Origin of the sequence: Halioxenophilus sp. WMMB6 (assembly GCF_033283405.1) — a bacterium.
Classification (GTDB): Bacteria; Pseudomonadota; Gammaproteobacteria; order Pseudomonadales; family Cellvibrionaceae; genus Halioxenophilus.
This window is the reverse complement of sequence record NZ_JAWMQR010000009.1, coordinates 19,799-31,353: the sequence shown is the minus strand read 5'-3', so window position 1 is coordinate 31,353 and position 11,555 is coordinate 19,799. Positions and strand designations below refer to the sequence as shown.

Below are 11,555 nucleotides of genomic sequence, written 5' to 3'. Positions count from 1 at the left end.
ATATCAGGCTGTTAGTTGTTCTACTTGATTGGTACCAACCTCTGCCAACCAATTTAACTGGCTGTGCAGAGAGACCACCTCTCCCACGACAATCAGCGCTGGCGCCGCCACCTCGTTGGTGGCAACAAGCGCTTCAAGATTGGCGAGCTGAGCAACGTGGACACGCTGCTGCTCGGTACAACCACGCTCAATGATCGCCACCGGGGTGGCACCAGAGAGACCATGTTTCTGTAGTTGGTTTTGAATGGTGTCGACGCGCGACAAACCCATATAGAACACCAGCGTGTTACCGCTGCTGGCGAGGCTTGCCCAATTCACCGAAGAGTCGATCTCGACACCGGATTCGGCACGGGTGTGAGCGGTAACAAAGGTACAGCCCTGAGTTAAACCGCGATGGGTTAGGGGAATACCGGCATAAGCGGCACAGCCGTTGGCGGCCGAAATTCCCGGTACAATCTGCACCTCAATGCCGGCGGCACGCACGGCCAGCGCCTCTTCGCCGCCGCGCCCAAAGACAAAGGGATCACCGCCCTTCAGACGGCAGACGTTAAGCCCCATCTGGGCCTGATCGACCAACATCTGATTGATCTGTTGCTGGGGAATGGCGTGGCGGCCTTTGCGCTTGCCAACGTAGATGCAGTCGGCACTGGCGGGAAAATAAGTCTGGATCTCTTCGCTCACCAAAGCGTCATAGAGAATGACATCGGCATTGGTGATAGTGCGAACCGCCTTAACGGTGAGTAGATCGGGATCACCCGGGCCGGCACCGACGATTGTGACGGTTCCAGGTCTCTTTTTAGTGCAGGAAATTGCCATTACCCCAAAGCCACCTCAGTAAAATTGAGTTCTCCAGCCCGACTCAGCCCAAGTAACTGGCCGTCATCGAGCACTCTACTGTGGTTAGCAATGCGGGTGCCAGATTAGGCCTCCAGCCACTACAGCTCGCTATAATTCCTGAGTAAACAACCGTTTATCAGGGCAAATGGCACCAAAATTAACACCCTAAATGAATTTCTGAGATAAGAATACTGAACCAATATAAATCATTTTAATTATTAATGGTCAATTTTAGATCATTTTATAGCTATCAATATTGCACCATATATATGCATATATATACATTTTAATACCTTGTGACCCTTTATATTGCCATAAAAATGCGTAACAAGACCCCATACTTGGTTGATCCCGCCAGATAAAGCACCAACATGAAACATTTTAGGATTATTGGTTCGCTTATTGCAGTACAATTCCATATCGCCTGGGTAAGCCTGTCCGCTTACCCGGCCAACTCTCCCGGAGGAAATAGGTGAACTACGGTCAACACGGCAAACAAGAGTGGATCAAGACTACCTGCGCCTACTGCGGCGTTGGCTGCGGCATTGAAGCCAAAGTAGAAACCTCCATGCACAGTGCTGATTTGATCGTACAGGTGAAGGGCGATCAAACCCACCCGGCCAACTTCGGCCGACTCTGCTCCAAAGGCTTGGCACTGGGGGAGACAGTCGTTAACCAGGGCCGTCTGTTACAGCCTTTTATAGGCAGTGAGCCCAGCAATTGGGATCAGGCCCTAGACCTGGTGGCGCAAAAATTCCAACGGACTATCGAGCAGCACGGGCCAGACTCCGTGGCCTTTTACGTCAGCGGCCAGCTACTCACCGAAGATTACTATGTTGCCAACAAATTGATGAAGGGCTTTATCGGCTCGGGCAACATCGATACCAATTCCCGGCTCTGTATGTCGTCCAGTGTCGCCGGCCACAAACGCGCCTTCGGCACCGACACCGTACCCAATGTCTATGCCGACTTTGAACAGGCTGAACTGGTGGTACTGGTGGGCTCCAATCTGGCTTGGTGCCATCCGGTCCTGTTTCAGCGGCTGAAGGCGGCCAAATCCCAACGCCCCAATATGAAAGTGGTGGTAATCGACCCGCGCCACACCGATACCTGTGCCATCGCCGATCTCCACCTGCCCATCAAGCCCGGTGCCGACGTGCTGCTCTATAACGGCCTGCTGGCCTACCTGGCCAAGCAGGAATGCCTTAATGACGCCTACATTGAAAGCCACACCGAGGGCTTCCCAGAGGCGTTAGCGTGCGCCACGGCCGACTTCAACGACGCGACCTTTTTCGATCGCCTGGGGGTCCCGCCATCGCTGGTCACCACCTTCTACCGCTGGGTGGCACAAACGGCGAAGACGTTGACGGTCTACTCCCAGGGGGTCAACCAGTCCAGTGCCGGCGTCGACAAGGTTAATGCCATTATCAACACCCACCTGGCCACCGGCCGCATCGGTAAACCCGGCTGCGGCCCCTTTTCGGTAACCGGCCAACCCAACGCCATGGGCGGCCGGGAAGTGGGTGGCCTAGCCAATACCCTGGCCGGCCATCTGGAATTTGATAATCCGCGCGGGCACGAACTCATCAGCGAATTTTGGCAGTCGCCCCAACTCGCCACGGCTCCAGGCTTAAAGGCCATTGAGCTGTTTGATGCCGTCGCCGACGGTAAAATCAAGGCGCTCTGGATTATGGCGACCAATCCGGCCGCCAGCCTGCCCAACTCCAACAAGGTGAAAACAGCGCTGAGCAACTGCGATTTTGTTGTGGTCTCCGACTGCATCGCCGATACCGACACCACCCGTCTGGCCGATGTGCTGTTGCCGGCCCAGGGTTGGGCCGAGAAATCGGGTACGGTGACCAACTCCGAGCGCCGCATCTCCCGCCAGCGACAGCTGATTGAATCGGCCGGGGTGGCCAAACCTGACTGGTGGATAGTGGCCGAGGTGGCCAAGCGCATGGGCTTCGGTGACCAGTTCAACTACGCCAGTGAAGCCGATGTCTTTCGCGAGTACGCCCAACTCACCACCCTCGGCCAGGATGAACCCAGCTGCCGGCGCGACCTCGACCTGAGCGGCCTTACCGATATCAGCGACCGTCAGTACCAAAATCTGGAACCCCTGCAGTGGCCATTCCCGGCACCCGACCCGGCCCACCTGCCCAAACGCTTCTTTGCCGAGGGTAAATTCTACACCGCCAACCAACGGGGCCAGTTTATCGCCGTCGGCTATCGGCCACCGCAAACCGCCACCAGCGTCGACTACCCCCTGGTACTCAACAGCGGCCGCATCCGTGACCAGTGGCACACCATGACCCGCACCTCGCTCGCCCCCCGCCTGTGTGGCCATCGGCCGGAGCCGTTTGTCAGCGTAAGCGCTATGGATGCCAAGGCCCACAGTCTGAACGAAGGCGATATCGCCCAGATCGACAGCCCCTACGGCAGCTGCCTGGGACGGGTACGCATTGGTGAAGAGGTCAGCCCTGGGCAGATATTTATGCCCATTCACTGGAACGACACCAACTCCTCCAAAGGCAGAATCAGTGCCGTGGTCAGCCCGGAGTACGACCCCATCTCGGGGCAGCCGGAGGCCAAGTTCACACCAGTGCAGATGTCGCCCTGGCCCTACCAGAGCGAGGCCATGCTGGTTACCCGGGTTGCCGTGGAACTGCCCGAAGAGTGCTATTGGGTAAAACAGACTGTGGAACAAGGGCTGCTCTACTACATCGCCAGCCTCGCCAGCCCGGCTGAGCTGTCGGCACAACTCAACGCCCTGCTGGGTGAAGAGTTCCAGGTCAACGCCCTGGGCTTTACCGACACCGGCCGGGGCTTTACCCGCTGCGCCCGGGTGCGTGTGGGCCGCCTGGTGGACTGTTTAGTGGTTGCCGACCGCCTGGCCGACAAAGACTATGGCTGGCTGGCTGATCTGCTGGTCAGTCGCATCGACACCAGCGTACAGCGATCCATTTTGAGCGGCATCGCCGAGGGTGATCTGGCCCACGGCAAGCAGATTTGCGCCTGTAAAAAGGTGGGCTTGAAAACCCTGCAGCGGGCCATCAGCGAACAGGGGCTAACTTCGGTGGAGGCGTTAAGCCTGGCCACCGATGCCGGCACCGGCTGTGGCTCCTGCCTGCCGGAGCTGGGCGAAATATTGAAACAGTTCCCCGCCGGCGGCTAGGCCCGGCCAATCCCGGCGCGCTTCGCCAAACTCGCCACGCCCGCTAAATTTGCTTATTATCGGCCGTCTATAACTTAGTGAAGAATCTGACTTTGTCTATCCGCGAGCCCAATCAACCCGCCCTTACCGACCCGTTTGGCCGCCGCATTGAGTATTTGCGCCTGTCGGTAACGGATCGCTGCGATTTTCGCTGCGTCTACTGCATGGCGGAGGAGATGAAATTCCTGCCACGCGCGCAACTCTGCACCCTGGAAGAGCTGGCGGAGATTGGCCGCGCCTTTGTCGAGCTGGGTGTGAACACCATTCGAGTGACCGGCGGCGAGCCCCTGGTGCGCCGCAACGTGATGCAGATGTTTAACGAGTTGGGCGAGATTCCACAGTTAGAAGAACTGACCTTAACCACCAATGGCTCTCACCTACTGGACTATGCCGAGGGGCTGCACCAGGCCGGCGTTAAACGAATCAACGTCAGCCTCGACAGCCTGCAGGAGGCGCGCTTTCGCCAGCTTACCCGCACCGGCGACCTGAACCAGGTGCTGGCCGGCCTGACCCACGCCCGCCAGGTGGGTTTCGAAGCCATCAAATTGAACAGTGTTATTTTGCGGCAGCGCAATTTCGATGAAGTGCCAGCACTGGTGGCCTACGCGGTAGCCAATGGTTTTGATATCAGCTTCATTGAAGAGATGCCCCTCGGCGAGATCGACGAGCACCGGCGCAGCGAGGAGTTTGTTGCCAGCGAGGAGCTGCAAGCCCTACTGGAGCAGCACTTTACCCTGACCCCCAGCGACTACAAAACCGGCGGCCCCTCCCGCTATTGGCAGGTTGCCGGCCAGCGCACCCGGGTTGGCTTTATCTCGCCGCACAGCAACAATTTCTGCAGCAGCTGCAACCGGGTACGCGTCAGTGCCGAGGGCAAACTGCTGCTCTGCCTGGGCAATGATCACGCCGCCGATCTGAAGTCGGTTCTGCGCGCCCACCCCGGTGACCGTGAGCGGTTAAAAGCCGCCATTGTTGAGGCCATCGGCCAAAAACCGGAACAACACCACTTTGACCACACGGACGATGTCCAAATCGTCCGCTTTATGAACACCACCGGCGGCTAAGCAGCCCAACAGCCCCCTCAAGCGGCTGCCACCGTCCCGCCCCCACTTCAAGGATTAAGCCCCATGTCCGCCTCCGACAACTTCACACCGCTCGCCATTGCGGTACTGACCATCTCCGATACACGGGACGAGAGCACCGACACCTCCGGTGACTTGCTGAAACAGCACCTGCTGGAAGCCGAGCACAATTTTTTTGGCAAGGTGATCGTGAAAGACGATATTTACCAGATCCGCAAGGTGATCTCAGACTGGATTGCCAACCCGGCCGTACAGGTGATCTTAACCACCGGCGGCACCGGCTTCGCCGGGCGCGACAGCACACCGGAAGCCATAGCCCCCCTGTTCGACCAGGAGATCACCGGCTTTGGCGAACTCTTTCGCCAGGTCTCCTACGACGAGATTGGCAGCTCCACCATTCAATCCCGCTGCCTGGCCGGCGTTGCCAACAAGACGGTGATCTTCTGTCTGCCGGGTTCCAACAACGCCTGCACCACCGGCTGGACCCGCATCATCAAAGAGCAGCTCGACAGCCGCCACCGTCCCTGTAACTTTGTCGGCCAGCTGCAGTAAGCAGCCCCCCGATCTCAAACGGCAGCCCGGTGGCGCTATTTTGTTCCCAACAATCTGCGGGTAAGATGCCGGCATGAAAAGTCTAGCCGATACCCTTGCCATACTGGTTGCCGCCGCCAAGCCCCTCACCAGCACAGAGAGCATCCCCCTGCTGGCCGCCGCGGGCCGTTACCTGGCGGAAGATCTGCACGCCACTATCAACGTGCCCCCAGCCGACAATAGCGCCATGGATGGTTACGCCGTGCGAGCCGAAGATATCGCCAGTGGTGATACCTGGCTGCCGATTACGCAAACCATTAACGCAGGCTCCGCACCAGAACCATTGGCCGCCGGTAGCGCCGCCCGCATTTTCACCGGCGCCGAGATCCCCAGCGGGGCCGATACCGTGGTTATGCAGGAAAATAGCGAGCGCTCGACGGATGGCAGGCAGGTGAAATTGGCAGCCACCCAGGTCGGTGACAATATCCGCCGCTGTGGCCAGGATATCCACCAGGGGCAGTTAATCTTTGCCACCGGCCATCGGCTGGCCGCCGTCGATGTGGCGGTAATCGCCGCTATCGGCCTGCCAACCATTACCGTATTTCGGCGGGTGCGGGTAGCCATTCTGGCTACCGGCAACGAGTTGGTGGAACCGGGGCAGCCATTGGCGACCGGGCAAATCTATAACTCCAACCGCTATCTGCTGCACACCGCCCTCACTGCATTGGGGTGTGAGGTGATCGACCTCGGCACCGCCGAAGATACCCTGGCCGGCACCGAAGCCGCCCTGCGCCGTGGCCAGGAGGCCGATTTAATAATTACCACCGGTGGTGTCAGTGTCGGCGAGGCTGACTTTGTTAAACCCGCGGTAACCAACCTGGGCACACTGGAGAGCTGGAAAGTCGCCATCAAACCGGGCAAACCCCTCGCCTTTGGCCGTATTGGCGAGACACCGTTGCTCGGCCTGCCCGGCAACCCGGTGGCGGTATTTATCACCTTTTTACTCGCCGTAAAAACCTTTATACGGGCTCTAAACCACAACCGTGAGCCCCTGCCAACCCGGCCCTTTGCTGCCGAATTCAGCACCAGCAAAAGCTCCGATCGCACGAACTACCTGCGCGTAAAAATTACCACCGAGGGCCAGATCAGCCGCTTTGGCAACCAGAGCTCCGGCGTCTTGTCTTCGGTAGCCTGGGCCGATGGTTTGGCCATCATTCCTGCCGGCGCAACGGTTCAATCCGGCGAGCCGTTGCAGGTAATTCTTTTAAACGACTACGCATTTTTATAAACCATGAACAATATTCCCCCCGAACTCGAAATGAAAATTCAGGCAGAGGCATTCAAGCGCCTGCTGCAACACCTCGACGAAAGAAAAGATGTGCAAAATATCGAGCTGATGAACCTGGCGGGCTTCTGTCGTAACTGTCTCAGCAAATGGTATATGGCCGCCGCCGGCGAGCAGGGTGTTGAACTCGATTATGACCAGGCGCGCGAGATTATTTACGGCATGCCCTACAACGAATGGAAGGCGCGCTACCAAACGGAAGCCACGCCCGAGCAGTTGGCCAAATTTAATGACGCGCAGAGTGACGACAAGGGGGCTTAATAGGCCCCCTTTTTTGCGAGCGGAAGGTTTTGCGAGCGAAAGATAATCGCAGGTAAGAGGTGCGAGCCGGCCCATGGAATGGGTGAACGGGTGAATCACTCCGAAAGCCATACGCCTTTCACCAAAACCGCTGCTAATAAAAGTGCAAACTTTCTGGTATAGCCTGCTCGCTTTCCAATGACCGGATAGGAGATCAGCAATGCAGAAAGCGCAAAAGGTCGCCCACAGACTGGCGATCACTCTGCTGCTAGTGTGCACCATGCAAACCGCTTATGGCGGCAACAAAGCCACACCCGAACAACACAATAACATCCCGGCTGATCTGGGCCCCCGCCCCTTTTATCTGGTCGACGGCATGGATGACGGCGAGCTGAAAGAGAAGCTCGAAGCCTGCAAAAACCAGCCATTTTACCGAACCCCATTTTCCATCGGCCACCGCGGCGCCGCCGCCCAATTCCCTGAACACACCCGCGAATCCTACATCGCCGGAGCCAGCATGGGAGCCGGCATACTGGAGTGTGATGTCACCTTCACCGCAGATGGCGAACTGGTCTGTCGCCATGCCCAGTGTGACCTGCACACCACCACCAATATTCTTACCACCGAGTTAAATAGCCATTGCACCCAACCCTGGGACCCAAACAACCCCAACCCCGATACCGTTAAGTGTTGCGCCAGTGACCTGACCCTGGCGGAGTTTAAAAGCCTGAAAGGCAAGATGGACTCCTTCGACCCTACCGCCACCAGCGCCGAAGCCTACCAAGGGGGCGTGCCCGATTGGCGCACCCAGCTCTACGATGCCCGCGGCACACTGATGACCCACAAAGAGAGCATCGAACTCTTCCAACAGCTGGGCGTGGAATTCACACCGGAATTAAAAGTGGGCGACCCGGGTGCGAAGACAACCATCGACGATGTTTTTGGCTCACAGCAGGCCTATGCCCAGAAGATGGTCGACGACTACATTGCCGCCGGAGTCAATCCAAACCAGGTTTGGCCACAATCATTTAATCTGGACGATATTCACTACTGGATTGCCAAGGCGCCGAAATTCGGCAAGCAGGCGGTCTTTCTGGACGAGCGCTATGAAAACGGCTTAAACCCCAACGATGCCAGCACCTTCCAACCCAGCATGCAGGCACTGGCCGAGGCCGGTGTCAATATCATTGCACCGCCCATACCACTGTTGCTGCGAGTGACCGACGACGGCGATATTGTGCCCTCCGTTTACGCAGCAAAGGCCCGGGAGGCCGGCTTGAAAATTATCACCTGGACCTTGGAGCGCTCCGACCTGCGCCGGGGTTCACGTACCGGCAGCGATGCCGAGGGGCGACCGCAGACAACCTTCTACTATGGCTTCGATATCAATCCACTGGCCCAGGCAGTTAACAAAGATAGTGACCAATACAAGGTGCTTGATGCCCTGGCGCAAAAGGTAGGGGTGATTGGTGTCTTTTCCGATTGGCCGGCCACCACCACCTACTACGCTAATTGCATGAACTTAAAGTAAGCGAAACAGATCTCTGGCAGTAACAAACCGGCAATAAAAAAGCAGCCAAAGGGCTGCTTTTTTGACTCTGCGGATTTTGTCTCTGCGGTCCAGTACCCACTACTGATAGCTGGCAATCCAGTCGTTAACCCGTGCTTCCAACATCGACAGCGGCATGGGGCCATTTTTCAACACCAGGTCGTGATACTGCGCCATGCTGAACTGCTCACCCAAAGCGGCCTGGGCCTGCTCGCGCAGTGACAATATTTTTATCTTGCCAATCAGGTAGGCGGTGGCCTGGCCGGGGTAAACAATGTAGCGCTCGATGGCCTTCTCCTGGTCGGCAATCGGGTTGGGCGTATTGTCGGTTAAATATTGAATGGCCTGCTCGCGGCTCCACCCTTGGCTGTGAATGCCGGTATCGACCACCAAACGGCAGGCACGCCACAACTCCATGGCCAGGCGACCAAAATCGGAGTAGGGATCCTGATAAAAGCCCATCTCCTTGCCCAGGTACTCACTGTAGAGCCCCCAGCCTTCGGTGAAGGCGGTAAAGCGAACGCTTTTCTGGTAGTTACTGATGCCTTTTAACTCTGCGTTAATGGCCAGTTGCAGATGGTGACCGGGTATCCCCTCGTGATAGGCCAGGGCTTCAATCTGGTATTTGGGCATCGACGCCATCTTGTAGAGGTTTACGTAATAGATACCCGGGCGGCTACCGTCCGGCGGCGGGCGCTGATAAAACGCCTTACCGGCACTCTTCTCCCGAAAGGGCTCAACCCGTTTCACCATTAACTCCGCCTGGGGCTGAATGCCAAACCAACCGTCCAACTGGGCGCGCATGGTATCGATAACCGCCACTGCTTGCTGTAGGTAGGCCTCTCGCCCAGCATCGCTGTTGTCAAAATAGAACTGCGGCTCCTCGCGCATGAAGAGAAAAAACTCCTGCAGCGACCCCTCAAAACCGACCCTCGCCATAATGGCGCGCATCTCGGCGTGAATCCGCTCGACGTTATCGAGCCCCAGCTGGTGAATCTCCTCGGCATTTAAATCAGTAGAGGTGTAGAGCCGGAGCAGATATTGGTAGTAGGCCTCGCCATTGGGTAGACGCCAGACACCATCCCCCTCGGGGGCCTCGGCCTGATACTTTTTAAGATCATCAATCAACCCCACATAGGCTGGCGCCACAGTGTTTACCAGCAGCGTCTTCGCCTCTTGCAGAAAGGCCTCGTTCTCCGCCGGCTCCAGCGCCAAGCTGGTGAGCTTGCTTTGGAAATCGGCATAGATGGGATTAACCGGCTCGGGGGAGTCGCTGAAGGGGTAACCACTGATCACGTTGCCGGCGGCCTCAATCATTTGCGGATAGCTCCAGCGCGGCGGAAAGACCCCCAACTCCGCCTGTATCGCCATTTTTTTGCGCACCTGGGCAAAGAGCGGTTCGGTATTGGCCAGCCGGGAGAGATAGTCGCGCAGGTCCTGCTTGCTGCTCACCTTGTGCACATTGATCAAAATACTGGGCACGGAGGTGTGCCAGGCGCGAAATTGCTGCATGACATAATCGTTGTTACGGTAGGGGTAACCCTCAATCTTACGTCGGACATTCAAGCGGGCGATGGCCAGCGCCATTCTCTCCTGCTCGGGCAGCGTGGCTTCGTCGATGGCAGCCAACTCCGCCTGGCGGGCGGTCTGCACTGCCAACTCCCGTGCCTCTTCTGCCTCACTGACCTCATCCCAGGAGCCATAGCCCTCTTTCACCCCTTGATAAGAGGCGTAGACCGGAGAACGGGTCAGGTCTTCCTGGTAGTAGCGGTCAAGCAAGGCAGAGAAGGCCTCGGCCGGCACCTCACTGGCATCGCTCTGCATTTCGGATAGAGCCTCCTGCTTGGGGGAACAGGCAATCAACAGCCAGCAGGTAAAAAGGGTTATGGTATAGAGCGCCTTGGATAATGGCTGCATGCGGGTCTCCAATAAAGTCATGCCAAATAAAGCCCATGGGTTTATCAAGTGCAGACGAAGCCAGGCAGTGGCCCCTCAGCCCCCAAAATGTGGCGATTGACGCCAGCCGTGTGCGATATATCTCACAAATCTTTCTCCTTTCTCCTACAGATAACAACCAGGCCCTGATCCATACTTACCTCAACTTAACCGGTACACCCAAAATTGGAGTATCGGCAACCGCCGCCAATGAGTCATTAAGTTGTAAAGCCCCCGTGGCAAAGTTAGCAACAACCCAAAGGTCAACCAACAGCTCGGCTGGGGCGGTAGCAAAAATGTAAAACAGAGTGAGATTGTGTAACACAAACCCTCACTCTTAATTGCAGAAACCCTAAAGCAACACAGGGAAAGCGGTCTAAGGGTTTAAACAGCGGTAAACAGGCATTAGGCACGGAAAATGCTTTTCGAATAGCAAATAAGTGCGATCGAGTTGCAGAGCCTAAGCCAAAAAGAATTGATCATCTGATCAATATCGGTAGGGAGACCGGCAGGGAATTTTAACCAGGAAGGTTAAGCCAGGACGCTTGCACGGACGCGCAAGGATGCTTCATTCGCGAGGAGCGCGAAACCAGGGAGTGATGCGCGAAGGAGTTGCGCAATGAACTGATTCAAGAGGAATCTGTTCTCGCCCAAGGAGGGCTTAAGGATCTCGGTAAAGGGATTTCGCCAGGACGGCCAATTGGCAGGATGCTAATAGCTCAAGGTAGGGCCAGGAGTACTGGTAAGGAGTTACCAGCCGCAATGGACTCGCACACAGGATGTTTTTTTGGCAGGACGCACGAAGGAAAACTACTAAGACCA

Annotated in this window: 8 protein-coding genes; 6 read left to right on the top strand and 2 right to left on the bottom strand. The window is 56.9% G+C overall.

Annotated features, from left to right (window positions below):
* Positions 1-3 precede the first annotated feature (3 nt).
* Positions 4-816 carry a uroporphyrinogen-III C-methyltransferase gene (gene cobA / locus SBL51_RS18525; RefSeq protein WP_317932606.1) on the bottom strand — a complete coding sequence of 271 codons (813 nt, stop codon included), beginning with the start codon at positions 814-816 and terminating at the stop codon, positions 4-6.
* A gap of 493 nt (positions 817-1,309) precedes the next feature.
* On the opposite strand from cobA, the gene SBL51_RS18520 reads away from it, so the two are divergent.
* From SBL51_RS18520 to SBL51_RS18495, 6 genes are all read left to right on the top strand, one after another.
* Positions 1,310-4,012 carry a molybdopterin-dependent oxidoreductase gene (locus tag SBL51_RS18520; RefSeq protein WP_317932605.1) on the top strand — a complete coding sequence of 901 codons (2,703 nt, stop codon included), beginning with the start codon at positions 1,310-1,312 and terminating at the stop codon, positions 4,010-4,012.
* 92 nt (positions 4,013-4,104) lie between these two features.
* Positions 4,105-5,115 (top strand): GTP 3',8-cyclase MoaA, encoded by a 1,011-nt coding sequence (gene moaA, locus SBL51_RS18515; protein ID WP_317932604.1) that lies wholly within the window; start codon positions 4,105-4,107, stop codon positions 5,113-5,115.
* 63 nt (positions 5,116-5,178) lie between these two features.
* Positions 5,179-5,685: a molybdenum cofactor biosynthesis protein B gene (moaB, locus tag SBL51_RS18510; RefSeq protein WP_317932602.1), complete on the top strand. Its 507-nt coding sequence runs from the start codon at positions 5,179-5,181 to the stop codon at positions 5,683-5,685.
* A gap of 73 nt (positions 5,686-5,758) precedes the next feature.
* Positions 5,759-6,952 (top strand): gephyrin-like molybdotransferase Glp, encoded by a 1,194-nt coding sequence (gene glp / locus SBL51_RS18505; RefSeq protein ID WP_317932601.1) that lies wholly within the window; start codon positions 5,759-5,761, stop codon positions 6,950-6,952.
* Positions 6,953-6,955: 3 nt separating this feature from the next.
* On the top strand, positions 6,956-7,270 hold the full coding sequence (locus tag SBL51_RS18500; RefSeq protein WP_411860499.1) for a DUF1244 domain-containing protein: 315 nt from the start codon (positions 6,956-6,958) through the stop codon (positions 7,268-7,270).
* A 199-nt stretch (positions 7,271-7,469) separates the two neighbouring features.
* A complete protein-coding gene (locus tag SBL51_RS18495) occupies positions 7,470-8,780 on the top strand; it encodes a glycerophosphodiester phosphodiesterase family protein (RefSeq protein WP_317932600.1) in 1,311 nt (436 codons plus the stop codon).
* Positions 8,781-8,879: 99 nt separating this feature from the next.
* Here SBL51_RS18495 and SBL51_RS18490 read toward each other — a convergent pair whose 3' ends face one another.
* Positions 8,880-10,715 (bottom strand): DUF885 domain-containing protein, encoded by a 1,836-nt coding sequence (locus SBL51_RS18490; RefSeq protein WP_317932599.1) that lies wholly within the window; start codon positions 10,713-10,715, stop codon positions 8,880-8,882.
* Positions 10,716-11,555: the final 840 nt, after the last annotated feature.